Annotated in this window: 20 protein-coding genes; 8 read left to right on the forward strand and 12 right to left on the reverse strand. The window is 62.0% G+C overall.

Annotation, left to right across the window (positions count from 1 at the left end; translation table 11 throughout):
- Window positions 1-72: 72 nt before the first annotated feature.
- Window positions 73-1,245, forward strand: a complete 1,173-nt coding sequence (gene tyrS, locus CFE428DRAFT_RS12070; protein WP_006979820.1) for a tyrosine--tRNA ligase — start codon at window positions 73-75, stop codon at window positions 1,243-1,245.
- A gap of 200 nt (window positions 1,246-1,445) precedes the next feature.
- On the opposite strand, the gene CFE428DRAFT_RS12075 is transcribed toward tyrS, so the two are convergent.
- The 3 genes from CFE428DRAFT_RS12075 to CFE428DRAFT_RS12085 are packed head-to-tail and all read right to left on the reverse strand — an operon-like array spanning window position 1,446 to window position 4,480.
- Window positions 1,446-1,805 (reverse strand): TfoX/Sxy family protein, encoded by a 360-nt coding sequence (locus CFE428DRAFT_RS12075; RefSeq protein ID WP_006979821.1) that lies wholly within the window; start codon window positions 1,803-1,805, stop codon window positions 1,446-1,448.
- Window positions 1,789-3,297, reverse strand: a complete 1,509-nt coding sequence (locus CFE428DRAFT_RS12080) for a family 1 glycosylhydrolase (protein WP_006979822.1) — start codon at window positions 3,295-3,297, stop codon at window positions 1,789-1,791. Before CFE428DRAFT_RS12080 ends, CFE428DRAFT_RS12075 begins: the two co-directional genes overlap by 17 nt.
- A complete protein-coding gene (locus tag CFE428DRAFT_RS12085; RefSeq protein WP_006979823.1) occupies window positions 3,290-4,480 on the reverse strand; it encodes an MGDG synthase family glycosyltransferase in 1,191 nt (396 codons plus the stop codon). Before CFE428DRAFT_RS12085 ends, CFE428DRAFT_RS12080 begins: the two co-directional genes overlap by 8 nt.
- A gap of 211 nt (window positions 4,481-4,691) precedes the next feature.
- On the opposite strand from CFE428DRAFT_RS12085, the gene serS reads away from it, so the two are divergent.
- The 3 genes from serS to CFE428DRAFT_RS12100 are packed head-to-tail and all read left to right on the forward strand — an operon-like array spanning window position 4,692 to window position 8,444.
- Window positions 4,692-5,963 (forward strand): serine--tRNA ligase, encoded by a 1,272-nt coding sequence (gene serS / locus CFE428DRAFT_RS12090; protein ID WP_006979824.1) that lies wholly within the window; start codon window positions 4,692-4,694, stop codon window positions 5,961-5,963.
- A complete protein-coding gene (gene tilS / locus CFE428DRAFT_RS12095) occupies window positions 5,964-6,899 on the forward strand; it encodes a tRNA lysidine(34) synthetase TilS (protein ID WP_006979825.1) in 936 nt (311 codons plus the stop codon).
- A 33-nt stretch (window positions 6,900-6,932) separates the two neighbouring features.
- Window positions 6,933-8,444 (forward strand): mechanosensitive ion channel family protein, encoded by a 1,512-nt coding sequence (locus CFE428DRAFT_RS12100; protein WP_006979826.1) that lies wholly within the window; start codon window positions 6,933-6,935, stop codon window positions 8,442-8,444.
- Between the two features lie 365 nt (window positions 8,445-8,809).
- On the opposite strand, the gene CFE428DRAFT_RS12105 is transcribed toward CFE428DRAFT_RS12100, so the two are convergent.
- The 3 genes from CFE428DRAFT_RS12105 to CFE428DRAFT_RS12115 all read right to left on the reverse strand — a co-directional run bounded on the left by CFE428DRAFT_RS12105 (window position 8,810) and on the right by CFE428DRAFT_RS12115 (window position 12,541).
- Complete coding sequence (locus tag CFE428DRAFT_RS12105) at window positions 8,810-10,585, reverse strand: DEAD/DEAH box helicase (protein ID WP_006979827.1); 1,776 nt, start codon at window positions 10,583-10,585, stop codon at window positions 8,810-8,812.
- Window positions 10,586-10,888: 303 nt separating this feature from the next.
- Window positions 10,889-12,145 (reverse strand): outer membrane protein assembly factor BamB family protein, encoded by a 1,257-nt coding sequence (locus tag CFE428DRAFT_RS12110; RefSeq protein ID WP_006979828.1) that lies wholly within the window; start codon window positions 12,143-12,145, stop codon window positions 10,889-10,891.
- Between the two features lie 117 nt (window positions 12,146-12,262).
- Window positions 12,263-12,541, reverse strand: a complete 279-nt coding sequence (locus CFE428DRAFT_RS12115; protein WP_006979829.1) for a YhbY family RNA-binding protein — start codon at window positions 12,539-12,541, stop codon at window positions 12,263-12,265.
- A 64-nt stretch (window positions 12,542-12,605) separates the two neighbouring features.
- On the opposite strand from CFE428DRAFT_RS12115, the gene CFE428DRAFT_RS12120 reads away from it, so the two are divergent.
- The 4 genes from CFE428DRAFT_RS12120 (at window position 12,606) to CFE428DRAFT_RS12135 (ending at window position 16,607) form a co-directional block, all read left to right on the forward strand.
- On the forward strand, window positions 12,606-13,895 hold the full coding sequence (locus CFE428DRAFT_RS12120) for a glycosyltransferase (protein WP_006979830.1): 1,290 nt from the start codon (window positions 12,606-12,608) through the stop codon (window positions 13,893-13,895).
- Between the two features lie 114 nt (window positions 13,896-14,009).
- Window positions 14,010-15,380: a 3-isopropylmalate dehydratase large subunit gene (locus CFE428DRAFT_RS12125; protein ID WP_006979831.1), complete on the forward strand. Its 1,371-nt coding sequence runs from the start codon at window positions 14,010-14,012 to the stop codon at window positions 15,378-15,380.
- A 63-nt stretch (window positions 15,381-15,443) separates the two neighbouring features.
- Window positions 15,444-15,941 (forward strand): SH3 domain-containing protein, encoded by a 498-nt coding sequence (locus tag CFE428DRAFT_RS12130; protein ID WP_006979832.1) that lies wholly within the window; start codon window positions 15,444-15,446, stop codon window positions 15,939-15,941.
- A gap of 117 nt (window positions 15,942-16,058) precedes the next feature.
- Window positions 16,059-16,607, forward strand: coding sequence for a LeuD/DmdB family oxidoreductase small subunit (locus CFE428DRAFT_RS12135; RefSeq protein WP_006979833.1), 549 nt, complete (start codon window positions 16,059-16,061; stop codon window positions 16,605-16,607).
- A gap of 136 nt (window positions 16,608-16,743) precedes the next feature.
- Here CFE428DRAFT_RS12135 and CFE428DRAFT_RS12140 read toward each other — a convergent pair whose 3' ends face one another.
- From CFE428DRAFT_RS12140 to CFE428DRAFT_RS12165, 6 genes are all read right to left on the reverse strand, one after another.
- On the reverse strand, window positions 16,744-18,159 hold the full coding sequence (locus CFE428DRAFT_RS12140) for a DUF3482 domain-containing protein (protein WP_006979834.1): 1,416 nt from the start codon (window positions 18,157-18,159) through the stop codon (window positions 16,744-16,746).
- Window positions 18,156-19,661, reverse strand: coding sequence for a DUF2868 domain-containing protein (locus CFE428DRAFT_RS12145; protein WP_131989435.1), 1,506 nt, complete (start codon window positions 19,659-19,661; stop codon window positions 18,156-18,158). Before CFE428DRAFT_RS12145 ends, CFE428DRAFT_RS12140 begins: the two co-directional genes overlap by 4 nt.
- 328 nt (window positions 19,662-19,989) lie before the next feature.
- The gene (locus CFE428DRAFT_RS12150) at window positions 19,990-20,532 is read right to left on the reverse strand and encodes a ribonuclease H-like domain-containing protein (protein ID WP_006979836.1); all 543 of its coding nucleotides are present in this window, start codon (window positions 20,530-20,532) and stop codon (window positions 19,990-19,992) included.
- Between the two features lie 85 nt (window positions 20,533-20,617).
- A complete protein-coding gene (locus tag CFE428DRAFT_RS12155) occupies window positions 20,618-21,964 on the reverse strand; it encodes a flagellar hook assembly protein FlgD (RefSeq protein WP_131989433.1) in 1,347 nt (448 codons plus the stop codon).
- Complete coding sequence (locus tag CFE428DRAFT_RS12160) at window positions 21,957-23,549, reverse strand: glycoside hydrolase family 57 protein (RefSeq protein ID WP_006979838.1); 1,593 nt, start codon at window positions 23,547-23,549, stop codon at window positions 21,957-21,959. The genes CFE428DRAFT_RS12155 and CFE428DRAFT_RS12160 overlap by 8 nt, the downstream gene beginning before the upstream one ends.
- Window positions 23,550-23,711: 162 nt before the next feature.
- Window positions 23,712-25,262 (reverse strand): putative maltokinase, encoded by a 1,551-nt coding sequence (locus CFE428DRAFT_RS12165; protein WP_157447489.1) that lies wholly within the window; start codon window positions 25,260-25,262, stop codon window positions 23,712-23,714.
- Window positions 25,263-25,330: the final 68 nt, after the last annotated feature.

Raw genomic sequence — 25,330 nt, forward strand, 5'->3', positions numbered from 1 at the left:
TTTGCGGGCTCGCGTGATTTCTTGCTCGCTTCCCGCGCCAAGAGGCCCTTATGCAGTCCATAGCCTTTGTCCATGCAATCACCTGAAGCGCAGCTTGAAATCCTGAAACGCGGAGCGGCTCAAATCATCAACGAAGCCGAACTCCTCGCGAAGCTTCGCCTTGGTCGCCCGCTGAACGTCAAACTCGGTGTCGACCCGACTGCTCCCGATATTCACCTCGGGTTTACCGTGGCGCTCACCAAGCTGCGGCAATTCCAGGACCTCGGCCACCAGGCGATCCTCATCATTGGGGATTTCACGGCGATGATCGGCGACCCATCCGGCCGCTCGAAGGCGCGCCCGCAGCTTACCCACGACCAGGTGATGAACAATGCGCGCAGCTTCCAGGAGCAGGCCTACAAGATCCTCGATCCGGAAAGGACACGGACGGTTTTCAATGGGCAGTGGTTCGAGATGATGACCTTCGAGGAGGTCATCAAGCTCAATGGGCGGGTGACCTTGCAGCAGATGTTGCAACGCGAGGATTTCAAGAACCGCCTCGAACGCGGCGACGCCGTGCACCTCCACGAGATCCAGTACCCGATCATGCAGGGGTGGGATTCGGTGGTGGTGAAGGCCGACGTCGAGATCGGCGGCACGGACCAGCTTTTCAATATCCTCGTCGGCCGCGATCTGCAGCGCGAGGAAGGCCAGCCGCAACAAATTGTCTTCCTCATGCCGCTGCTCGAGGGGCTCGATGGTGTGCAGAAGATGTCGAAGAGCCTTGGCAACTATGTCGGAGTGAGTGAGGCGCCGACGGAGATGTTTGGCAAGCTGATGAGCATCACCGACACGCTCATGGCGCGGTATTATCTGCTGTTGCTCGGCGAGGATGTGCCCGACATCCATCCGATGGATGCGAAGAAGCAATTGGCGCGGCGGATCGTGGCGCGTTACCACGGGGAAGAGGCCGGCAATGCAGCACTGGAGGATTTTAATACGAAGTTCAGCAAGCGCGACGTGGAGAATGCCGAATGGCCGGTGGTGGATTTCGCCGGGGTGAATCAGGACATCGTTTCGATCGTCGTCGCGGGCTACGAGAAGGGGTATCAGATCGCCAAGTCGCGCGGTGACGCGCGGCGGCTCGTGGAGCAGGGGAGCATCCAGCTTCACGAGGAGAAGATCACTGATCCAAAAGCCACGCCCACATTGGCCGCGGGCACGGTGCTCAAGCTCGACAAAAAACGCGCGGTGCGGGTGGGGTAGGAAAATCTCTCTTCGGTGTCATTCTGAGCGGAGTGCCCCGGTGGTCAGGTGGCGGGGCACGCAGTCGAAGAACCCCGCCGTTTTACCAGAGACCATCGCTGGTAAAGCGGCGGGGTTCTTCGACTGCGTTCCGGTCGTTACACTCCCTCCACTTCGCTCAGAATGACACCGAGGAGAGGGCGGCTGTGAGGGCATCGCCCTTACTTTTTCTTCTTCCGCGGCTTCTTCTTCGCCTGCGCCCGCTCCGCGGCTGCGATCCCTTTGCGTGCCCATTCGCAGAGCATCTCGCGATCATCCATCGCCGCGGCTGGCGGCTCGTAGTAGTCCAGCGTCGCCTTTGTATCGCGCACCTCATAACGAAACGGCTTCAAATCGAACGCCTCGAATTCCCCGCGGCTGACGTCATCGACTTTCACGTAAAACCCGTCATCCGCGACGATCGCGAAAAAGCGTTCGTCGGCATAGAAGCCCCAGCCGCCGAACATCGATTTCACCCGGATCGTGCCGAGCGGCTGCAGCATTTCCACGAGGTACTCTACGAACTCACTTTTCTGCGGCATGGGGTAGTTTCCTGGAACGCACCTCGGCGATCAGCGCGGCGTAGGTCTCCGCCGGTCGGTCGCCATCGGGATCGGCGACCTGACGTTCGAGGCTGTTGGGGTAATCGATGGAATACAATCCGAAGCGCGGCGTGTAGGTGCCCCACTCGTAATTGTCGAAGAGCGACCAGTGCAGATAGCCGGCCAGCGGAATGGCATCGGCGCGAATCCGCGCCACTTCGTGAACGTGCAAACGGAGGAACTGACTGCGGGTCATGTGATCGCGCCGGGCACGCCGCCGTGAACCCGGCCGCCGCCGCAAAGCCATCCCGTTTTCCGCGATGAGCACCGACCGGCCGAAATCTTCCGCGTAGTGCTGGCAGAAGAAATGCAATCCTCGCGGCAGGACGCGCCAGTCCCACCACTTGCTTGTCACCGTGGCCAGCATCCACGAACGGAACGAGCGGTTCTTGAACTCGTGATCCCACAACACCGGGAAACGGAAAGCGTGCGCGGCGAAGGGATCGTAATAATCGATGCCGATGTAATCGATGAACCGTGTTCGCTGCTGTGCGTAGATGGTGTCGAGCAACGGCGCGAAATCGGCCGCGTCAAATTGACGGTAACCGAGCCAATTGCTGACCCGCTTGAACAACGCGCCGAAGTAATAGGCCAGATCCTTGTGCAGCGGAATGCGGGCCGCTTCGAAGGCTGCCTCGAAGGCATGAGCGCACCCGCAGATATATTCCTCCACGCCTTCGCGCGGAATGCCGCGCTCGCGGACACAAACGAGATCGAGCAGTAACTTGTCCGACCAATACATGTCGCTGCAGTAGTTATTGAACGTGACCAGCGGAGCCGGCCAACCGCGCGCGGCGTAGAGGTCGTGTACTGCCGCATAAGCAAGGATATGCGCCCGCAGGAGCTGATTGTAGGCCGTCATCATCGGCCGGAATCCGGAGCGATGTTTCGCTGGAAATTGCCGGCCGAGATACGAATTGAGCACGAGCATGTTGGGCTCGTTGATGGTGATGAACCAACGGATGGGCCGCGGCAGCCGCTCGTTCACATAGCCCACGGCGAGACGGACGTATTCAGCGAAATGCGCGGCGGTCGTGGGCTCCAGCCAAGGATCGGTCCCCAGCCATGCCGGGTGCACGAAATGGTGCAGCGTGACCACTGGTTCCAGCCCGCTCTGCTGGCAGGCCGCAATCATCGCCGCGTAGTGATCGAGTGCCGCGTAGTCGAAAGCCGTGGGCGCAGTGTCCGCGGGGTCACGCGTGGGTTGAATGCGGCTCCACTCCAGCCCGAGGCGGAAAGCGTTCAACCCCATCTCCCGGCACCGGGTGAAATCCTCCATGTAGCGATTCCAAAAATCGGCAGCCTTGCCAACGGCAGCGACATCCTCGCGCTTTTCCGCCGCAGCCCAATTCGTCAGCGGTTGCCCGGGACCATTATAACCGCCTTCCGCCTGGTAGGCCGATGTCGCGACGCCCCAGAGGAACTCAGCCATTGTTTGGAGTGCGTGCCGCGGCCAGCGCGATGGCTTCCCGCTGCTCGTCGTCGAGCGCGAGGCTGGGGAGATGGTCGTCGAGCAAGGTCTTCACCACCGTGCGAGCCGCATCGGGATGCCCCATCGCCTTCGCCGCCGCGCGCATGGCGCCGAGCCGCGTGGGGTCATCGAGCAACCGGTCGATCTTGAACGGCAGCGTGGTCAGTTCGTTGCAGCGAATGCCCGCGCCTTCCTCCAGCAGGTGGTCCGCATTGCGCTCCTCCTGGCCGGGAATCGGCGAAAAGATCGCCATCGGCAGACCGCAGGCCAGCGCTTCGCTGGTGGTCAGGCCGCCCGGCTTGCCGATGAAAAGATCGCTGATGTGCATGAGTTCATGCATGCGGTCCGAATAGCCGAGAATGCAGAAGCGATTGCGCTGCGTGGCCGCGGCCTTTGCGACGCGCTCTTTCACCTCTTCGCTGCGCCCACACACGACGATGGTCTGCACGTCGTTCCGGAGCTGTTTGAGCCGCTCGACGATCAACTCCGTCGGCCCCACGCCCAATGCCCCTGCCGAGAGCAGCAGCGTGGTCTTTTCCGGATGCAGTCCGTACGAAGTCCGCACCAGCGCGCGGTCGACAGGCTGGCTGAATACCGGGTCGATGGGAATGCCCGAGACCGTGATGCGTTCCGGCGGCAACCCGAGCGCCTCGAGGTGTGCCTTCGTTTCGTCGAGGGCCACGAAGTAGCGATGAAACGTCCGCGAAAGCCACATCGCATGGCAGTCGAAATCCGTGACAATGATGGAGTGATGCGTGTGCAGCCGTTTCGTCTCCTGCAGATGCGAGATGATCCCTGCCGGCATGAAGTGCGTGCAGACCGTGATGTGTGGATCGAATTTCTCGATGAAGCGGATGAGCTTCAGGGTATTGAGCCGGTCGAGTTGCAGCCGCGCGGCCTCACCTTTCCACGGTTCGTCGCTCGCCTTGTAGACCCAACCGAGCAGGTCCGGCGCGCTGCGGACCAGCTTCATGTAGAGCGTGGAGTAGAAATCGCGAAAGAGCTTGTTGGTGAACTTCAGCGCATCCTCGTGCACCACCTCGCCGACCCGCGGATCACGGATGAATTCCTGTTCCAGCGCCTGGGCTGCCCGCACGTGGCCGGTTCCGGCGCTGGTCGAAATGATAAGGACACGCTTTTTCATGCAGGGTCCGATGCTGCCAGCGGCGGGAAGGAGTGAAAGGTGAAAGTGTGGCCGGGAATCAGGGGGGAGTGATCAGTAATCAGTGATCAGTGATCAGTATTCCCGGTCCGCGATCACTCACCGGTCATTACTGAATACTGAATACTGATTACTCATCCCTCCCACTTTCCACCTTCACTTTCACTTTCACTCCCCCTAGCGTATCCGCCCCATGCTTGATATCCGCCTGCTCCGCGAACAACCCGACCTCGTGAAACAGCGTCTCGCGACGCGTGACGCGAAGCTCGTTTCCGCCGTGGACGAAATCCTCGCCTGCGACCAAAAACGCCGTTCCGCGGAGACCCGCCTGCAGCAGCTCCAGGCCGACCGCAAGCGGATCAGCAAGGAAATCGGGGCGAAGAAAGCGAAGGGCGAAGACACCACGGAGATAGAGGCCCAGGTCCGCGCGCTCGGCACGGAAATGACCGAGTTGGAAAACGAGACCAAGCAACTCGATGCCGCGCAGCGCACCCTGCTGCTCAATGTCCCGAATCTCCCACATGACCAGTGCCCGGTCGGCACCACGGCCGAGGATAACCCGGTCGTCCGCACCTGGGGTGAGAAGCCGGCTTTCGCTTTCACCCCGAAGAGCCACGTCGACCTCGGCAAGGATCTCGGGCTCCTCGACTTCGAGCGCGCCACGAAGATCAGCGGCAGCGGCTTCGCCCTCTACACCGGCCAGGGCGCACGACTGGAGCGGGCGCTCATTAATTTCCTGCTCGATCTCCATACCCGCGAACATGGCTATGGCGAGGTGAGCCCGCCGTTCCTGGTGAACTCGGACGCGCTGGTCGGCACCACGCAGCTCCCAAAATTCGAGGAGCAGCAGTATCGCTGCGAGCGCGACGACATGTATCTCGTCCCCACCGCCGAAGTGCCGGTGACCAACCTGCACCGCGAGGAAATCCTTCGGCAGGAGCAATTGCCCATCCGCTATGCCGCCTACACCCCCTGCTTCCGCCGCGAAGCCGGCGCCGCGGGCCTCGGCACGCGGGGACTCATCCGCATCCATCAGTTCGACAAGGTCGAGTTGGTGAAGATCACCACACCGGAAACGTCGTTCGCCGAACTCGAATCGCTGACCGCGAACGCGGAGAAGGTGCTCCAGTTGCTCGGCCTGCACTACCGCGTCATCGAGCTGTGCACCGGCGATATCGGCTTCGGCTCGGCCAAGACGTACGACATCGAAGTCTGGGCGCCGGGGCAGAATGCCTATCTCGAAGTCTCCAGTTGCTCGAATTTCGGCGACTTCCAGGCGCGCCGCATGAACCTGCGCTTCAAGAACGCCGAGGGCAAAAATCAATTCGCCCACACCCTGAATGGCTCGGGCACCGCACTCCCGCGTCTCTTCGTGGCGCTCACCGAGACGTATCAGCAGGCCGACGGCACGATCGCCATTCCCGAGGCCTTGCGCGGCCACTTCGGCGCCGAGCGGATCGGCTAAATGAACACCGCATTTTCGCCGGAAGAAAGATGCCTCATCGGCGTCTCCGGCGGGCGTGATTCCGTGGCGTTGCTGCACCAGTTGCACGCTGCCGGGTTCCGCGAACTCATCGTCTGCCACCTGGACCACGCCCTGCGCGCGGAGAGCGTCGCGGACGCGCAATTCGTCGAGAAGCTGGCGCGCAAATTGGATTACGCCTTTGTCCTGCAGCGCGAGGACGTCGCCACCCTGGCCAAACAACGGAAAAAATCCCTGGAGACCACGGCCCGCGAGGCGCGCATCTCCTTCTTCACCCATGTCGCCCGGGAACATGATTGCCCGCGCCTCTTTCTGGCGCACCATGCTGATGATCAGGTCGAGACCCTGCTTTTCAATCTCTTCCGCGGCGCCGGCGCGGCGGGGCTGGCGGGGATGAGCGCGCTGAGCACCCGCACGATCGATGGCGTGACGTTGCAAATTTCCCGCCCCTTTCTCGGCACCTGGCGCGAGGAAATCGAAGCCTACATCCTGCGGCACAAACTCTCCTTCGTGGAGGACGCGTCCAACTCCGATCGCAAGTTCACCCGCAATCGCCTGCGCCACGATATCATCCCCGTTCTCGAGCAGGCCTTCGGCCGCGACATCCGCCGTTCCATCTGGCGCTCCGCGGAAATTCTCCGTGCGGAAGACGATTTGTTCGCCGATCTGCTGGGAAATACGCCGCCCGAATTGAGCGTGCCGGCCCTCGCCGCCGAACCCATCGCCATTCAGCGCCGCCGCCTGCGCGCATGGCTCAAGCTCCACGGCGTGGCCGACATCGGCTTTGAAGAAGTGGAAGCCGTACGCGCCTTGCTCAAGGGCGGCACCGCCAAGGCCAATCTCCCTCGCGGATGGCACGCCCGCCGGCGTGCCAAGCGGCTTTTCCTCGAGCCGCCGCGCAATGGGCTTTCGGATTGATCCGCGCCCAACGCTTTTTTAAACTCCGTCCGCATGCTTGCTGAAACGATCGACGGTTCCTCCATTGCCATTGAGGCCGTCGCCATCCCGGCGTTGTTCGCCATCACCCTCGGCCTCGGACGGTTTCTCAAGCGCCGTGCGGGCGTGCAGCTCGGCCTCCTCTACCAGCTTTTCTGCATCGTCTTCGCAATCTGGTTGCCGATGGAAATCGTCGGCACGGATTTTTCGAATCGCGAGCCTATCATGCACGTCCTGCGCGCGGCCAATGTGCTCCTCGGGACGATCTTCATCCTCGCCCTTTTGCGGCGCTATTACTGGGAGCTCTGGTTTGAAAAGCATCAACAGGGCAAGGCGCCGAAATTCATCAGCCAGCTCTTTGGCCTGATCCTTTTCATCATCGCCCTCTTCGTCGTCATCGGCGGCGTGTACGGCTATCCGATCCAGGGCGCGGTCTTCGGCTCCACGGTCGTCGTCGGTATCGTCGGCTTCGCGATGCAGGATTTGCTCGGCAATATCATCGCGGGCATCGCGCTGGAAATCGGCAAGCCATTCAAGACTGGAGACTGGCTGAAAATCGACCAGCAGTACGCCGAGGTCATTGGAGGTCAACTGGCGCTTCTACGCGGCTGCGGCACGAACGACGACATCTATCTCGATATTCCAAACAAAGCGATTGCCGGCGGCTCGATCATCAATCTCACCTACCCCACGCGACAGCACGCCGTGCGGCTCAACGTGGGCTTCGACTACGGGACCGCGCCGAATTTCGTCAAAGACATCATCTCCCGCGCCGCGGCTTCGGTGCATGGCGTCCTCCCCTCGCCGCCGCCCAAGGTCTACCTCAAGGATTTCGCCGACTCGGCGGTGCACTACGAGATCAAGCTCTGGATCGACGACCAGGCGATGTACAACGACATCATGGATGGCGTTCGCACGAATATCTGGTACGCCGCGCAGCGCCACGGCATCAAGATTCCGTATCCCATCCGCACGGTGCAGATCGAGCGGGTGACCGCGGGCGCGAAGGACGTCATGTCCATCGCCCGTGCCTGTGTGCGCAAACAGCCGTTCCTGCAACTGCTCGACGAAGGGCAGCAGGAGAAGTTGCTCGGCCACGCGAAGTACCTCCGCTACGGGCGCCGCGAGAAAGTGATCATCCAGGGCGCTTCCGGCGCATCCATGTTCATCCTGCTCCACGGCGAAGCGCACGTCTATGTGCAAGCCAACGGCACGGAAACACGTGTGGCGACGTTGCAGACCGGCGACTATTGCGGCGAGATGTCGCTGCTCACCGGCGACCCGCGCAGCGCCACGGTCGTGGCCGCGACGGATTGTGAGATGTGGGAGATCGGCAAGGAAGTGCTCGCGGAAATTCTGCAGCAGAACGAGACCCTGGTGCAGAAGCTCAGCGAACTGCTCGCTCAGCGGCGGCTGGAGACGGAGGGCATTGTCGCCTCGAGTTCAGAAATCACGCAGCTCGCGACCAAACAGAAGGAATACACCGAGGGATTCCTCAAGAAGTTGTATTCGTTCTTTGAGTTGTAGGCCGCCGATAGTCACTGCCGCGAGGTGTTCCGCCGCAGTCTGCGTGCAGAAAAAAAAGCGCGAAGCGCGTTCCGAAAAACCTGTCATCCTGAGCGCAGAGAGGGAGTTTAGCGACCGAGCGAAGTCGAAGGACCTCCAATATCCTTCTTTTCTTTAGTTAGGCTGAGAGCACGGTGAAGTGAATAGCGAAGACGCGTCGGCTCTTGTGAGCCGGACGGCTCCGCGCGAAAACCCACGGAAATTGGAGGTTTGCCCCACAGTCCCATAGGCGTCTCGCAGACTCGGCTTTCGACTCCGCCCATGCTTCCCCGCTCCGCTCAGGATGACAGGGTTGTTGGGATGCGCTGCGCGCGCTTTCTGCTAACTCACCGCGCGATGTTCACATTCAATCGCCGGCCCTTGAACTTGATGCCGTTCAGCTTCTTCAACACCTGGTCCGCGCATTCATCGGACACATCGACCAGCGATTCCCGGTCGAGGATCTCGATCCGGCCGACGACTTCCTTGGGAAGTCGCGTGACCCCGGCGATGACCCCGACGAAATCTCCGGGCTCGATCTGATGGGCATTCCCCACGTTGAAAACGAGCCGAACCATGCCCTCTTCGTGCGACGCGGCAGAGGGTTCCCGTCGCGGCGAGCGCGAAGGTTTTTCACGGCGTTCCGCGGGCGCGTGGAATTCCTTGCGGGCCGCGGCTTCGCGCGGTTCACGAGACTCACGATGTTCACGCGGCGCACGCGCTTCTGTTTCGCGAGGCGATGACTTCCGCGACTCATACTTTGGATATTCGCGTGACTGGTAGTTGGGATATTCGCGACGCGGCTGTTCCTCGACGATCGGCTGCGCTGCCGGTTTGTCGCCGCCGAGCAGATGAATGAGCGCGCTGGCGATGTCCGTCGCGGAATACCCCTGGTCGAGCAGTTGATCGATCACCGTGTCCTGCCGTTTGTATTCGCCCTTCTCCAGGGTTTCGCGCAAGTTCTCCAGAAATTCGCTCGTCCGCTTCTGCTCTACTTCCTCGGCGCTCGGCACGCGCTCGCGGCGCACCTTGCCTTTGGTGAAGCGGATGATCTGCTGCATCTTCCAAATCTCGCGTCCGGCGACGAACGTGACCGCGCGCCCACTGCGCCCCGCGCGTCCCGTGCGGCCGATGCGGTGCACATAATCCTCCGCGTCCTGCGGTAGGTCGTAATTGAACACGACTTCGATGTCATCCACATCGAGCCCACGCGCTGCGACATCCGTGGCGACGAGGAACTCGAAGCCGCGCTTGCGAAACTTCGCCACCACGCGCTCGCGCATCGATTGGGAAATATCGCCATGCAGCTTGTCTGAACTGTAGCCGCGCGCTTTCAGGTGATCGGAGAGTTCATCGACCATCATCTTCGTCGCGCAAAAGATGATGCCGTATTTGATATCCTGCAGATCGATCAGCCGGCAGAGCACCTCGAGTTTCGAGCGGCGATCGACCTCGTAATAACTCTGGTCGATGGCGGGGACCGTCATCTCCTGCGCCTGGATGCGCACGTTCACCGGCTCCTTGGTGTATTTCTTGACGAGCTGGTTGATCGCCGGCGGCATCGTCGCCGAGAAAAAGACCGTCTGCCGCTCGGCGGGCGCCTGGCCGAGAATCGTTTCGATGTCATCGCGGAAACCCATGTCGAGCATGCGGTCCGCTTCATCGAGAATGATCATGCCCACCTGATCGAGGCGCAGCGTCTTGCGCTCGAGGTGATCCATCACGCGCCCCGGCGTGCCGATGATAATCTGGGCGCCATCGCGCAAACCGCGGAGCTGGCGGTCGTAGCTCTGGCCGCCGTAGATCGGCAGTTCGCGCACGCCGCGTTTGAAGAAAGCGAGCTTGGCCACTTCCTCGGCCACCTGCATGGCGAGTTCGCGGGTGGGGCAGAGAATGAGGACTTGGGGGGCGCGCAGATTGCCATCCACCCGCTCAATGGCGGGAATCGCGAAGGCCGCGGTCTTGCCCGAGCCAGTCTGCGAAAGACCGACGACATCCGCGCCAGTAAGCAATTGCGGGATCGTCTCCGATTGAATCGGCGACGCTTCCTCGAAGCCCATTTTCGCGACGGCCTTGAGCAACTCCGGCGACAGGCCGAGCTCGGTGAATGGTTTTTTCTGCATCCGGGCTTCTAGCCCGTGAAACTCCGGGATGCGAATGGAATCGCGATTTTAGTGTAATTAAACGGCAGTCGACGCGCTGCGGATTTCCGGGGGGCGCACGCTCACCCATCAACCGGCCTCCGCTATTCCCCTCCGCCTCTTCGGTCCCGGGTGCTGGCGACGGCGTCTCGCCTTCGCGGACTTTCTCGCGTGATTCCTCATAGGTGACCTGATCCCTTTCCCAACGATATGGTAAGTTCGTTTCGGCGAGACGCCGAAACCAGCACTCGGGACGAGCGCGCTCCCCAGAGATCTCCTGCCACGCTATTTACCCGTCCCGATGCACCACAAGTGCGCATGCGTGCGGATGAAAATCTCCCCATCCGACACGGCGATCGAGGCATTCGTCATTCCATCGCCCAGCACGTTATCCGCGAGCATCTCCATCTTGGGATCCGCGCGGAAGACCAGCGTGTCCGAGCTCTTGGTCAGGAGATAGAGCCGGTCTCCCGAGCGGACGAAGGAGGACCACGACGACGCCTTCTGTGGAGGCACCGGGGCGCGCTGGTCGAGCAACCGCTTTCCCGTCTGCGGATCGATGCACTGGATGAAACCGGGGTCGCTGCCCAGGTAGATCTTGCCATCCACGACCACGCCGGAGCCGACGCGCTGCGGAGTGCGCCGGTCCTGCCACAAGCGGTTCGTGGAAGTGATATCACCCGAGCCGCCAGCTTTCACGCCGAGGGCAAAACCATTGAAGCCGCCGAACCCGACGACCACATCGCCAACGACGATCGGCTCCGCATAGGCGAGGGGATTGAGCCCGTTGCAGTGCCAGATTTCTTTTCCCGTCGCGGGATCGAGGCTGTAGACGGCGCCGGGCAGATCGGCGATGAGTTCCTCGCGCCCGTCCAGTTTGGCGATGACTGGCGTGCTCCAGGTGCCCGTCCAATTCTGTCCGGACCCCGGCCCTTCGGGCGTATCCGGCGGCGGCACTTGGAAGCGCCACACTTCTTTGCCGGTGTTTTTATTCACCGCCACGACGAAGCTACGCGGCCCGGGCCCGAAATTGAGGAAACACAAGTCACCACTCAACACCGGCGAACTGCCATAGCCCCAGATGTGGTCCTGCTTGCCGAGATCGACGTGCCATAGCTCCTTGCCGGCGAAGTCGTAGGCATAGAGGCCCGCCGAGCCAAACCACGCGATCACCCGCTCGCCATCGGTGATCGGCGACGAGGCGCAGGGTGGGTTCGCCTTGTGCGTCTGTTCCGTCTCCGACCACGTCGGGCCTTGCTGCCACAGCACCTTGCCATCCTTGCGATCGAAGCACATCAGCAGGCGCTTCTGGCCATCGGCCTGGGTGAGAAAGATGCGGTCGCCCCAAATGATTGGCGTCGAATTTCCGCCCTCGGGCAGCTCGACCTTCCACTTCACATTTTCTGTCGCGCTCCATTTCAGCGGCAAATTCGTTTCGGAGGTGACGCCATCACCTTGCGGCCCGCGCCAGGTTGGCCAGTTCGCGGCGAAGCCAGTCGCCGCTGTCAGCAAGAGAGGAAGGAACAGTCGGAGGGGAGACATGGAGGCACACTAGCGGACCGCGCTCGGTGTACCAAGCCTGAGAATTGGGACGATCAAGATGGCAGCGGCATCCTGCCGCTGATCCTCAAACGCCAGTGGTAGGATGCCGCTGCCACTCTATTCTTCCGGTTTCGGCCGGTAGAAGACCGCTACGTTGCCTACCTGCATCACTATCGCGCTGCCGGTGCGTTCGGCGATTTGCGGGGCGAGGGTTTTCTTCTCTTCCTTGAAATCAGCGAATTTCATTTTCACCAGGCCATGCTGGTTCAGCGCCTCGTCGAGGCTGTGAATGAAAGCGTCGCTCATGCCGCCGTGGCCCAATTTTACGACAGGCTCCAGGCGTTGCGCCTGGGCTTTCAGGTCGCGTTTTTCGGCATTGGTCAAAGTGGTCGGCATCCGTTTCAATGTGCGCGGCGCAGGAAGGGAGGACAAGCACTCCTTCACGCCACCTCGATCGACCATGTCTCACCTCGGCCTCATTTGCCCGGAATTGAGCGGCCATCTCAATCCCATGACCACCCTCGGCCGCGAACTCCAGCGGCGCGGGCATCGCGTGACCGTGGTCGGGCGGCTCGATGCGCGGCGGAAAGCGGAGAGCGCGGGGCTGAATTTTGCGCCCATCGGTGAGGAAGATTTTCCGGAGGGCTCGATGCAGACCACCTCGCGGGAGCTCGGGCGGCTCAGTGGATTGAAGGCGGTGCAATTTACCGCGGAGCTGCTGCGCCGGAGCGTGGTCAGTATTTTGCGCGATGCCCCGCCCGTCGTGGACCGGGAGAAGATCGATGCGCTGCTCGTCGATCAGGTTTCGCCAGCGGGCGGCACGGTCGCGGATCTGACTGGTCGTCCCTGGGTGATGGTGAGCAACGCCCTCGCGCTCAATCCCGATCCGCATCTACCGCCGTGTGTCCTGCCGTGGGATTACCAGACCGGGATCCTCGGGCGCTGGCGCAATGCGTTCGGCGATACCGTGCTCAAATGGCTCGCGCGTCCGATCATCGCCGAGATCAACCGCCATCGCCGCGCGCATCGTCTCGCACCGCTGGCGGGCACATTCAGCCCTGGGTCCTGCCGTCTGCAGATCGCCCAGCAGCCGGCCTTTTTCGATTTTCCCCGGCGGCGGCCAGCAGCGGAGTTGCACTACACCGGGCCGTGGCATCACGCGGCCAGCCACGAGGAAATTCCTTTCCCGTGGGAAAAGCTCGACGGGCGTCCGCTCATTTATGCCTCGATGGGTACGCTGCAAAATCGGCGGCAATTCATCTTCGAGACCATCGCCGCGGCATGTGCGGGGCTGGATGCGCAATTGGTCATCTCGCTCGGCAGCCGCGACCAGGATGCCGAAGCGGCGGCGAAAAACTTTGCCGGCCAGCCGATCGTGGTGTCCATCGCCCCGCAACTCGCGTTGTTGCAAAAGGCGACCCTGACCATCACCCACGCCGGTCTCAACACCGCGCTGGAATCGCTGAGCTGCGGCGTGCCGATGGTGGCCATTCCGATCACGAACGACCAACCCGGCGTGGCCAGCCGGCTCGCCTGGCTCGGCGCCGCCGAGGTGGTGCAACCCGCAAAGCTCACGGTCCCGCGCTTGCGTGCGGCGGTCGAGCGAGTGCTGCGGGAGCCGGGTTATCGGAAGGTGGCCGAACGTTGCCGCGCGGAAATCCAGCAGGCGGATGGGCTCCAGCGTGCCGCGGATCTGATTGAAGGGGTGTTTGTTGAGACAGAGCGGTCCGAATATAAAATCCGAATGTAGTGAGATCTGCTGCGCCGTCCCCGGGGCAAAGAGGCCAATCCTCCCAGTTCCTTGAAAACGTTCCACAAATCCATTTGCGCACGGACGCGTACGGGTGTGATAGTAGCCCCCCTTATGACTCTGACTGAAAAAGTGCTCGCGCGTGCCAGTGGCAAAGCGCACGTCCAGGCTGGCGAAAACGTGTGGGTGAACGTCGACGTCCTCATGACTCACGACGTTTGCGGGCCGGGCACGATCGGCGTCTTCAAGCGCGAATTCGGCAAGGCGGCCAAAGTGTGGGATCCGAAGAAGCTCGTCATCATCCCCGACCATTACATTTTCACCGCGGATTCCATGTCGAACCGTAACGTCGACATCCTGCGCGAGTTCGCCAGGGAACAGGGTCTCCCGTACTTCTACGACGTGATCGATGACCCGAACGGGCACTGGAAGTTCGATACCGAGCAGGGTCAGCTCAAGAAGCAGTACGGCAAGAGTTACACCGGCGTGTGCCACACCACGCTGCCGTGGAAGGGCCACACCCGCCCGGGCGAAGTGCTCTTCGGCACGGACTCGCACACCTGCATGGCCGGTGCTTTCAATGAATTTGCCACCGGCATCGGCAACACCGACGCGGGCTTCATCCTCGGCACCGGCAAGCTGCTCGTGAAGGTGCCGGAGACGATGCGCTTTTTCCTCGAGGGCGAACTGCCCGCGGGCGTAATGGCCAAGGACGTGATCCTGCACGTCATCGGCGACATCGGTTTTGACGGCGCGACCTATCGCGCGATGCAGTGGGAAGGTCCGGGCGTGTACGGCATGTCGATGGACGACCGCATGACCATCGCCAATATGGCGATCGAAGCCGGGGGCAAGAACGGCATCTTCCCCTTTGACGAAAAGACCGACGCCTATGTGAAGGATCGCGTGCAGGAAAACGGCACGAAGAGCACCTTCGAGCCGGCCGAGATCGATCAGGATCAGAAGTTCATTTACGACAAAGTGTTCGATCTCTCGAAGCTCGAGCCCACCGTCGCCTGCCACCCCGATCCGGGCCAGCGCAAGACGGCGAAGGAGCTGGCCGGTGTCTCACTGGATCGCGCTTACATCGGCTCCTGCACCGGCGGCAAGACAAGCGACTTCCTCGCCTTCGCCCGGGTGGTGAAGGGCAAGTCGGTGAAGATCGATACCTTCGGCGTGCCCGCCACGACCAAGGTCGTGCAAGAGCTCAAGGACACGCAGTGGGACGGCCAGAGCGTCTGGAACATTCTCGAAAGCGCTGGCGTGCGCATGACGGAGAATGCCTCCTGTGCCGCGTGCCTCGGCGGTCCGGTCGATACCTTCGGCCGCATGAATACGCCGCTGAAGTGCATCAGCGCCACGAACCGCAATTTCCCCGGCCGCATGGGCCACAAGGAGTCGCAGGTCTTCCTCGCTTCGCCCTACACCGTGGCGGCCAGTGCGCTCACCGGCAAGATCACCGACCCCCGCGAATTCATTGGCTAAAGCAGAATGCGCGTGGCTCCGGCCCGCAGTCGAAGACATCCCCCAAGTTTCCGACGCTCTCCCATGTTTCGGTCGCCGCTCCTCCGCCTTCTGCCCGCCCTGGTGACGATGATCCTGCTCGCCGCCTTCAGCGCTTGTGAGTCGAACAACAACATTCCCTCGGGATCGAGGTGGGTCGTCTCCGTGGCGAAGGCGCCGTTCTACAAGTTCGGCCCGGTGCAAACATTCGGCCCGGACTTCGTGCTCACGGAGGGCGCGGAGGTCACCATGCTCGAGCATTCGTCCGGCTATTGCCGGGTGATGACCGCGGATGGCACCTCCGGGTGGGTCTCCACCGAAGATTTGAAACCCAAGCCCGCGTCCTACGCGACCTCGCGCAACGTCTCGACCAATTACACCACGCAGTTGAACCGTCCGATATTCGATACGCCGAGCTCTTCCTCGGTCGAGAAGCACAGCAATGTGCCCTCGACGAAGGGTTCACCGCTCTTCGATCAAGGCGATGCACCGCTGCCGCAAAATTCTAACACACCAAAACCTGCTCCGGGCTTCCGCTATTAAACACGCATCTTCTTAATCTTAATCCTAATCTTAATCTTACTCTCCGGGGGAGGATTAAGAGTAAGATTAAGATTACGATTAAGAGTCAGCCGCCAAGCCCTCTACTCGAAACACATTATGTCCAATACCATCACCAGCCCTGTCTACGTCGTTCAGGACAATATCGATACCGACCAGATCATTCCCGCGCAGTATCTCACCCTCGTGCCCACTATCGCCGAGGAATACGAGAAGCTGGGCAGCTACGCGATGATCGGGCTGCCGGACGATGCGTATCCGACGAAGTTCATACCCGCCGGTGAGATGAAGACGCCCTACAAGATCGTGATCGCGGGCCGGAATTTCGGCTGCGGCAGTTCGCGCGAGCACGCGCCCATCGCCATGGGCGCCGCGGGCGTGGAAGCGGTCGTCGCGGATTCCTTCGCGCGCATCTTCTTCCGTAACTGCGTGGCGACCGGCGAGCTCTATCCCTACGATGCCAACGAGCGCCTCTGTGCGAAGATCAAGACCGGCGACGTAGCGACGCTCGATTTCGATGCCGACACGCTCACTGTGAATGGCACGACCTACAGCCTGAAGCCGCTCGGTGAAGTGCGCCCGGTAATCGACGCCGGCGGCATCTTCAACTATGCCCGCAAGAGCGGGATGATCCCGGCGCACAGCTGAGCGAAGTCCTGTAGTCGAGAGCGCGATTGTAGGGCGGCGATCTTCGCCGCCGAGACTGGAAAGATGGCGTCGCGTGTAGCTGGGTGGCGGCCAGGATGGCCGCCCTACAACCGTGCCATCGGAAGTCGAGGCGGCCTTACTGGGAAACCTCCCGTAGCCATTCGCGCAACGCGCCAACCGTGGCGTCGCGCTGATCGTCATTGAAACGATTCTTGCGCATGTCGCGAAAGGCTTTGGCCAGCGTGCGGCGCAGGTCGTCGGGTGCTTGATCGGAGCCGGCCTTGGTGGATTGCAGGCGCGCCGCGAGGGCCGCGGCATCGAGCGTTTCGCGATCCTGCCGGGCGTGCGCGCGACGGGAGACGGAGACGAAAATGCCGAGCGCGCGATCGAGAACGATCCACGGGAAATTGTCGTGTTTGATCGGACCGGCGACGAGTTCCGTGCCGACGATGGCGCGCGAGAAGTAGGGGAGCCGGGCCTTGAAACCGGGCGCGGTGCGACTGCCGGCGAGGGCCGCGCCGCCGCCGACCGCGCCACCCACTGCCGCACCGAGACCCCAGGTCGCCCCGCCAAACATGAGGTCGATTTTCGCCCCGACCAGCGCGCCTCCACCCGCACCGGCGGCGAGCAAACGCCAGCCACTGAGACCGAGCAGCGACCAGGTGCGCTCGACGAAGAGCCCATCGGAAAGCCACTCGCGCGCCCCATCCTCATTCACCGCGACACGTTGATGCGCGAAGGCGCGGATGATCTCGCGATGCGCCTCGAGTTCGTGCGCGATGAGTTTTTCGCGGAAGCGCTCCTCCACTTCGCGCCGCTGGGCGGCGACGCGCAACGGATCGCGCAACGCTTCCACGTGCTTGTCAGTAAGCAGATCGGAGAGCAGGTCGACGATGATGCGCGCAGTGGTGTCGAGCTTGTCCTCGCGGTCCTGCTTGAGCACTTCGACCGCCTTGCGCAGCTTCGCCTTGCCGGCGAGATCGACCGTGGCCAGCGCTTCCAGCAGGGCGAGGCGATTGGAAAAGTCCGCGCGATGGGCGTCGAAGTCGATGACCGTGCTGAAGTTCTGCCGCAGCCGCGCTTCCCATTCCGCGCGATACCGCGGCTCGCCGGTCTGGTTGAGCAACGCGATACGCGGCGCACCGGTGAGACGCAGGATCTCGGTCTCGGCATCGTGCCGCGGTTCGAGCGGTTGCGCGAGGTCGACGACGTAAAGCAGCGAAGCGCCTTCGAGCACGGGCTCGAGCAGGCGCACTTCGTGAACGAAGAAACGGTCGTCCTTGTGGCGCGCCACGAAATCGCGGAAGACGGAAAGGGGATTGGAGGCGGTGCCGGCTTCCTTCAACTCCCGCAGGGCTTCGCGGGCGTTTTGGAATCCGGGCGTGTCGACAAACTCCAGCAGATCGCGCACCCGGAAACGCTGGCACTGCGTGGTGGTGGGAAACGCGCCGATCCGCACGGAATCGTCCTCGGCCAGCGTAGCGACCACGGAGGATTTTCCGTGGTTCACGTCTCCGAGAATGGCAATGACCGGCAAGTCGTTCGTGCTCATGGCGCGTAACTGAATGTGACGCAGCCGGTCTCTTCCGCGCGCAGAAAATCGCTCCAGTAGCGCATCCATTCCGGGTCTGGCGCTTTGGGCTTGCCCTGCGCATCGAGCGCGACCACGACGACGAAACCTTCGCTCTTTGTGGTCTCATTCGTAAGCGCGCCGACTCGGGCCGCAAACTGGGTGAACGCCGAAAACGCGGTAAAAGGAGCGGGCACGGCGATGAGCCAGCAAGGCGCCGCTGGAAGCGTCGCTGCTACTCTCGCGAGGGCCGCGTCATTGCCGCTCGGGTAGTCCACCTCGACGACTTCGCTGCAGGCCAATTTCCAGCCGAGTTGTTTCGCCACCCATTGCTCAATCTCCCCTTTCGCGCTGACCAGCGACGTATCGACGAGCAGGCAGCCGATTTGTGCGCGTGTGACGGAGGTGGCGGTGAATCCATGCTGAGAGGACGGCGTGGCTTCGGAGACTGGCCGGTTTGAATGAATAACCGGGCCAGTGAGGCGGTGCCAGGCCGCGCGATGCCGGGGTTCGTCAAATGAAAGCTGGCGCATGGCAAGACGCATGCGCGTGCGAAAATAGGTCCGCAGCAAAGAGCGAGGAATCATCCCGTAGACGAAGACGAAAAGGATCAGCCAGGGCCACCACGAGACAGTGGCGCCGCGATCCAATGCGGCCATGCCTGATTGATAGTGAAACCAGCTATGCTCGACTTGCTCCAGCGAGGGGCAAAAATTCAAACCGAACAAAAGCCATGGCGTGGCCAGCGCTTTGACGAGCGCGTACATGCCATTGGGGCTGTTGGCCACGGTGGATTCCCATCCAAAGGCAACATCGGTGAAGAGAACCCGCGCCAGTAGGGCGAGAAGAACCCCGGCATTCCAAAACACCCCGAAAGACTGCAACGCGAGCAAGGGAGTCCAGACGAGAGGTTGCAAATTGCGGCCCGAAAGCTGGCGAAGGGTTGCGAGCTCTGCGCGCAAGCGCATGCGCCGTTCGCCGGAGAGATGATCGGCCACACTGGCCAGTGCCTGACCGATACCTTCGCCCAGCCGGGCTAGCAGATGCTGGGAGGTCGCGCGGATGCCGCTGGAAAGCATGACGACCAGCGTCCACAGGAGCAGGATCCACTGGACGCCGACGGTGACCGCGAGGAAGACGGCAATGTTCACCGGGCGCTCCCCAGCGTAGTAAAGCGCTCCGCTCGCCACGGCGAAGCCGAGGACGAGTCCGGCGAGAATCGCGCTGGCGTTGAACCAGCGCGATGTGCTGGTGAACCATTTGCCGGGCAGAATCTCGCCAGGACGGCGCGCTTCCAGCCAGCGATGAAAGACGGTGGCACGATTGGACCTTTCCTCCGCGTTCAACGATGGCGCGATCTTCTCCTCCCACAAGCGCGCATCGCGCGCGGCAATGGCCGCGAGGTCGGTGGCCCGCTCATCGGCAGCGACCAACGCTTCAAAGTCGAGCCGGTCGGCGAGAGTCCATTTTTCGGAGCGGGGCACGGAGAACACCTAGTTTTCCGGGTGCGCGCTGTCAGGCAGATTCTTGGAGGGCGCTGCTCCGTCCCTCAGCATGACCCCGCATCTTTGGTCGGTTTAGGGACAGCGGGGAATTCGGCTGCGGCTCACTGGGAGGGGCGACTTCCTAGTCGCCCTCAAAGAGAGGCGCTGCGCGCATCGGTTTTTCGGTCAGCGACTGGGAAGTCGCCGGCTCCCCACAGGTGCGCCATCCCTTTCGATATCTAAACACCGAGCAAAGATGTGGATAATGCTTAGGCTCCGTCAGCGCCCCAAAATTTGGGCGGCGACGGAGCACCGCCCTCCAGTGGCCTCAGCTCCACTCCACCGGCACGCTTTTGCGCTGCTGGAAGCGGTCGTTGTAAAAGAGCTGTTTCTTGGCGATGCCAAATTCGTGGACGAGCTTCGTGCACTTCACGTCGAAGCAGCAGTATTCCGCGATGTCCAGCAGCCGGCCTTCGCGCCACCAGCGGATGGCATCGAGGCCATCGCCCGTCTTGCCCACGCCGAGCGACGCGCTGGCCACCGCATCGAGCCCGAGGCGGTGCCCAAGTTTTTTCTCGATGTCCACCATGAGATCGAGCGTCTGGCAAAGGTGCGGGAGATCATAGGCCATGTAACCCATCAGCACCTCATAATCAAAATTGATGACGTTAAAGCCGACCACCAGATCGGCCCGCAGGAGTTGTTGCACGAGTTCCTCGACCCGCTGTTCGCGATAGATCCGGTATTCGCCGAGCCGCGTGCTGTAGGTCACGCCCAGGCTCATGCCCATGTCGCGCTTCCGATCCCAGCCGCCGGCGTCGTTGGCCGTCCGCTGGGTTTCAAGGTCGAAGTAGACGATGTCGGGCGGCATAGAAATGACGAATGACGGATGACGAATGACGAATCAATCACGAATCGACCCTTGGTCCAATTCGTCATTCGCCATCCGTCATTCGTCATTTATTTCCCTCGCCCTTCCATTCGTAATCGCCGGCGTCGAAGGCCATCATGTTCGCGAGCTTGTGCGCCTTGAATTCCTCCACCACGGCGCCATCGCTTTGGAAGACAGTGAGCTGCCGACCGCTCCCTTCGCGGCCGATGACTACCCACTTTAGACCAGGCGTCTCGGTGATCCGGCGCAGCGGCAGGCCATCGGTTGTCTGGATGAAGCTGCCGCCGCTGTTGAAGCCGATATCCACGTGCGCGGTGGTGGGCTCGTTTTTGATCAGCGGATTCTCGATGAGATGGACCACGAATTCTTTGTCCGGGACGAAAGGCTTGCCGCTCGGACGCTTCAACAGGTCGTGGATGGAATCGAAGGTTTCTCCCAGCCAGATCTCCTTTTCCATCACCGTCTCCCAAGCCGGGGCATCACCCGTCGTGGCCTTTTGCGGCAGCGCCAGGGAGCGCACGCGTTGCATCCGATCGTTCGTCTCCAGCAGCATGATCTTCTCGCTCCACTTGGCGGGAAATTGACCGCGGGCGGCGAAGATGCGTTGCGGCACAGGTTCACCAGCCGTGTAGGCCAGGCGGCGCAGAAATTCCCCACCGTAGGTGTAGGCGCGTACTTCCGTGCCAGTCGCGCCGCGCACGATGACCCACAAGCGATCGGGCGCACCGAGCGCCGCGTCGATCGCCACTTCATTGGCAGCGAGCGAGAAATCGCGTGGGGTTCCGCCGACATTCAATTTCACCTTTCCCTCCACGACACTCACGCTGGCGCCATCGCCGGAGTTGCCTTTCGGATCGGTGTCGAAACTCAACGTGCGATCCACTTCTTTGCCGTCGCCCGTGCGCAGGACGGCGGTCACCTTGTCGTCGCCCGCGGCCCGCAGTTCCACCAGCCGCGTCGGCCGGGGGCCATCGTCATCAGTGATCCAATCGTTGCCGTGCAGGGCGATGCCATCGACATCCACTTCACCCACGCTGTAACCGCGCGCGGAATAGAGCCCGGGCGGCATCAGCTTGCCGGTGTCGTCCTTCCCGTCCCAAAAGGTGATCAGCCCATTGAGGCCGACGACGAAATCCTTCGACGTGCCTTCGCGAACGAGCGCGCGGACGAGCTTCCCTTTCCTGTCGTAGATGCCGAGGCTGAGCGAGCCCTCCATCGGCGGCGGGAGAAACATGATCTTCATCCCCGTGCGCTGTGGCGCGGCAGGTTGTTCTTCATTTTGCGCGCAAACGAAGGATGAAGGATGAAGGATGAAGGATGAAAGAAGGAGCGCGCCGAGCTGAGCCAGCAATCGGCGACGGGAAGAAAAGGCGAAAGGGAAAATGGCGGATGGCAGAGGTGCTTTACGCATAGTATCGCCAATCGAGATTCGGGAAAATGTTGTCGCGCCATTCGCAATTCGCGAGGAAAGCTTCATCGATGTCTTGCGCGCGGATCTGGTCGTAGAGCCGCGTGAAGCGCAGCAGGTGATCCTTCGTGCGCTTGGTCGCGTACGAGCGGGCGGTGCCGGTTTTCATGAGGAAGGCCCAGTCGCTCGATTGCGCGAGAAGAAGCTCGCGGGCTAACTGACGCAGCGCGCGCTGGGTGCGCTCGGGGATGTCCTCCTGCTTCGCATGGACGCGGGCGACTTCGGTCATGCGTTTCGCAGCCATGTGCAGGTGCGGATAAATCCACGAATTCGAATCGTCGAGCCACACTTCCCAATAGCCCTTGTGTCCCCAGCTCGAGGCGGCTGGCGCGACCATCTGCTGGGTGTCGTTTTCCTTGAGATAAAGCGACGGCGTGGTCAGCTGGAAAGCGTCCTGGTCGTAGACCGATTTGCGGATGAAGAGGTTGAGAAACTCCGGGCCCTCGAACCACCAGTGCCCGAAGAGCTCAGCATCGAAGGGACTCACCACGATCGGCGGGACGTTCATGTTCGACCGCAGATGCTGGATCTGCGCGGCCCGCGCGCCCATGAAGTGGCCGGCATGATGATCCGCCGCGCCCATCGCCCAGCCGCGATTGTAGAGATCCTTGTCCGGCGTGCGGCCGGTGATGCGGTGATATTTGATGCCGGTGAATTTGCGCGTGCCGTCGCTGGGCAGCGCGTCGCCAAGGTATTCGCGCGAAAGATCGAAGCCGATATCACGGTAGAAATCGCGATACGCCGGATCACCCGGATACCCCTCCTCGGCGCTCCAGACCTGCCGGCTAGATTCGCGATCGCGCCCAAACGCCGCCGCGCCCGCCGGCGTGAAGACCGGCGTATAGATCGCGTAACGCGGCCGCGGGTTGCCAAACATCACGCCGTGCGAATCGAGCACGAACCAGCGCAGATTCGCCTCCTGCAGGACCCGGTCGAGACTGGCCACATAGGCGCATTCCGGCAGCCAGATGCCGCGCGGATCGCGCCCGAACATTTCGCGATAGTGGTCGCGGGCGAGGAAGATCTGCGCCCGTACCGATTCCTGGAAATTCTCCATCAGCGGCAGAAAGCCGTGCGTGGCTGCGCAAGTGATGATCTCGATCACGCCGCGCTCCTGCAGTTCGGCGAAGGCCGTGACGAGATCGCGCTTCCAGCGCTCGCTCCAATCGCGGCGCGCCTCGTTCAGCCGAGCCTGGTAAAATTGCGCAAGCTCGTGAATCTGCCCCTGGCCGCGCGTGCGCTCGATTTCCCGATTGGCAAGCGCGATCGAGCGTTCGAGATAGCGCCCGTAACGCTGCTGGAGCAGCGGATCGCGCAGCATGTGGCAGAGCGGCGGCGTGAGCGTGAGCGTGAGATGAAAAGGAACGCCATCCTCAGCGAGCCGATACAGCACCGAGAGGAGCGGGAGGTACGTCTCGGTGATCGCCTCGTAAAGCCAGTCCTCCTCGAGGAATTCATCATACTCCGGATGCCGCACATAGGGCAGGTGCGCGTGGAGAATGAGGGCGAGGTATCCGTTGGGAGCCATGGAGTGCGGAGGGTGCGCGGAAGGTACCACCGGCCCTCACGACGACAAGCGCGGAAGCGCGCTTCTTAATCGTTGATCTTTAATCGTTAATCCTTAATCCCCCCCGCTGGATTAAGAATTAAGGAGCAAGGATTAAGATTAATGAACCGCCGGTCCATCGCCTCAATCGTTTTCCAGCAGCCGCAGGACACCGCGCAACGGGATGGGGAGCCACGGAGGGCGGTTGTTGATCTCGTAGACGATTTCGTAGAGCGCCTTTTCGAGGAGGAAAGCTTCGAGCAGGTGATCCTCCTCGGCGTGGACCGTCGAGCGGAAGGGCGCACCTTCCGTGGCGACGAGCCAGGCGTCGAGAAAGGCGAGTTGTGCCTTGGCGGACCACTGCTCGGCGTAGGTCGAGAGCGTGGGGCGATACTCGGCGTGCGCTTCGAGAGCGGCATGCGCGGCGTAATCGAAGGAGCGCAACATGCCGGCGACATCTCGGAGCGGAGAGCGCTTCTCGCGGCGGGTGGCGAGGGAGCGCAGTGGTTCGCCCTCGAAATCGATGATCACGAAATCACCGCCCGTCTCGAGCACCTGGCCGAGATGGTAATCGCCGTGAGTGCGGGTCTTGATGGCGTTGACCGCTGTGCCCAGCGAATCGGTCCGCTGCCGCAGTGCCCGCTCGTGAGCGACGAATTGATCGGCGAGCTCCTGGATCTCAGGAGGGAGTGTCGTGCGTTTTTTGCCGATCAGCTCATGCACCTGGCGCAAGGAAGCGCGAATGCTCTCGGCGAGCGCTTTGCCGTCGGCGGACGTGAGCGGCTCCGCGGCGAAATCGGGGTCCGTGGTTTCCTCGGCCAGCGCGCGGTGCATTTCCCCGGTGCGGGTGCCGAGCTGCGCGGCGCGGGCCAGCGATTCGCTCTCGATTTTCCCGGCCGCTTCCGTCTTCCCGAGCAGCAAGTTTTCGAACCAGCGCTTCAATTCTCCCAGCGTGAAACTCCATGCATCGCTCTGGTGCGGCACGAGGCCGGTCGCGAGCGCGAGGACGCAGCATTCACCCCGTGGACTGCGATGCTCGATGGCCCCGGCGAAGGGTGGCGCAGAGGCGAAGTGGCGGCCGCTGAGAAACCGCAGAATTTCCGCATCGGGATTCATGCCGTGCTCGAGCCGGCGATAGAGCTTCAGGAAAATCTGGTCGCCGTAGACGATCGAGGAGTTGCTCTGCTCCACGGCCAGCGCGCGGGAGGCGGGCGTATCTTTGATCAGGCCGAGTGCCGGGCCGGTCTGTCCCGTGAGGCTGCCGTGTTCGCCCCCTCGCGTGACTTCGCCGGCCATCAGGGTGAAGAGCGCATCACGGAATGCCTGGTCGTGAATGGCGTCGCAGAGCACGCCATCGGCGGATTGCGCGAGGACGGCATTGGGTTGGTTCGCGGCGAGTTCGCGCGCTGCCGGGCCGCGGAGGATTTGTAGTGGCAGCAGATAGGTCTCCGTCGATTTGTCCGCATACTCCACATCGATCAGCACGAGCCGCGCGGCATCCGGCGCGGGGCTCACGGGAATCACATCCTGCACGGAGAAGCGCTGGGGATCGCGCGCCTTGCCGGCGAACCAGCGGCAGCGCGGAATGTAAGCAGGCAAAATGTGGCTCTCGAACGATTCCCGCTGCGGCCCCGGCGCGAACAAATCTTCATGGGCGAGATCGGGCAGAGGGCAGGGCGTTTCTGGAGTGCTCATGGCGACGGTCATTAAATAGTCCGAACATTTATTCGGGCGCGAGCCATGAACCTGCCGGATTATTTTGA

Origin of the sequence: Chthoniobacter flavus Ellin428 (assembly GCF_000173075.1) — a bacterium.
GTDB classification, from domain to species: Bacteria; Verrucomicrobiota; Verrucomicrobiia; order Chthoniobacterales; family Chthoniobacteraceae; genus Chthoniobacter; species Chthoniobacter flavus.

Coding starts and splice junctions, on each gene's coding strand:
- CFE428DRAFT_RS12080 (WP_006979822.1), bottom strand. CDS start 3,297: ATGGCTGAGTTCCTCTGGGGCGTCGCGACATCGGCCTACCAGGCGGAA.
- CFE428DRAFT_RS12160 (WP_006979838.1), bottom strand. CDS start 23,549: ATGGCTCCCAACGGATACCTCGCCCTCATTCTCCACGCGCACCTGCCC.
- CFE428DRAFT_RS12125 (WP_006979831.1), top strand. CDS start 14,010: ATGACTCTGACTGAAAAAGTGCTCGCGCGTGCCAGTGGCAAAGCGCAC.
- tilS (WP_006979825.1), top strand. CDS start 5,964: ATGAACACCGCATTTTCGCCGGAAGAAAGATGCCTCATCGGCGTCTCC.
- CFE428DRAFT_RS12135 (WP_006979833.1), top strand. CDS start 16,059: ATGTCCAATACCATCACCAGCCCTGTCTACGTCGTTCAGGACAATATC.
- CFE428DRAFT_RS12165 (WP_157447489.1), bottom strand. CDS start 25,262: ATGAGCACTCCAGAAACGCCCTGCCCTCTGCCCGATCTCGCCCATGAA.
- CFE428DRAFT_RS12100 (WP_006979826.1), top strand. CDS start 6,933: ATGCTTGCTGAAACGATCGACGGTTCCTCCATTGCCATTGAGGCCGTC.
- serS (WP_006979824.1), top strand. CDS start 4,692: ATGCTTGATATCCGCCTGCTCCGCGAACAACCCGACCTCGTGAAACAG.
- CFE428DRAFT_RS12155 (WP_131989433.1), bottom strand. CDS start 21,964: ATGCGTAAAGCACCTCTGCCATCCGCCATTTTCCCTTTCGCCTTTTCT.
- CFE428DRAFT_RS12140 (WP_006979834.1), bottom strand. CDS start 18,159: ATGAGCACGAACGACTTGCCGGTCATTGCCATTCTCGGAGACGTGAAC.
- CFE428DRAFT_RS12110 (WP_006979828.1), bottom strand. CDS start 12,145: ATGTCTCCCCTCCGACTGTTCCTTCCTCTCTTGCTGACAGCGGCGACT.
- CFE428DRAFT_RS12085 (WP_006979823.1), bottom strand. CDS start 4,480: ATGAAAAAGCGTGTCCTTATCATTTCGACCAGCGCCGGAACCGGCCAC.
- CFE428DRAFT_RS12075 (WP_006979821.1), bottom strand. CDS start 1,805: ATGCCGCAGAAAAGTGAGTTCGTAGAGTACCTCGTGGAAATGCTGCAG.
- CFE428DRAFT_RS12105 (WP_006979827.1), bottom strand. CDS start 10,585: ATGCAGAAAAAACCATTCACCGAGCTCGGCCTGTCGCCGGAGTTGCTC.
- CFE428DRAFT_RS12120 (WP_006979830.1), top strand. CDS start 12,606: ATGTCTCACCTCGGCCTCATTTGCCCGGAATTGAGCGGCCATCTCAAT.
- tyrS (WP_006979820.1), top strand. CDS start 73: ATGCAATCACCTGAAGCGCAGCTTGAAATCCTGAAACGCGGAGCGGCT.
- CFE428DRAFT_RS12150 (WP_006979836.1), bottom strand. CDS start 20,532: ATGCCGCCCGACATCGTCTACTTCGACCTTGAAACCCAGCGGACGGCC.
- CFE428DRAFT_RS12115 (WP_006979829.1), bottom strand. CDS start 12,541: ATGCCGACCACTTTGACCAATGCCGAAAAACGCGACCTGAAAGCCCAG.
- CFE428DRAFT_RS12130 (WP_006979832.1), top strand. CDS start 15,444: ATGTTTCGGTCGCCGCTCCTCCGCCTTCTGCCCGCCCTGGTGACGATG.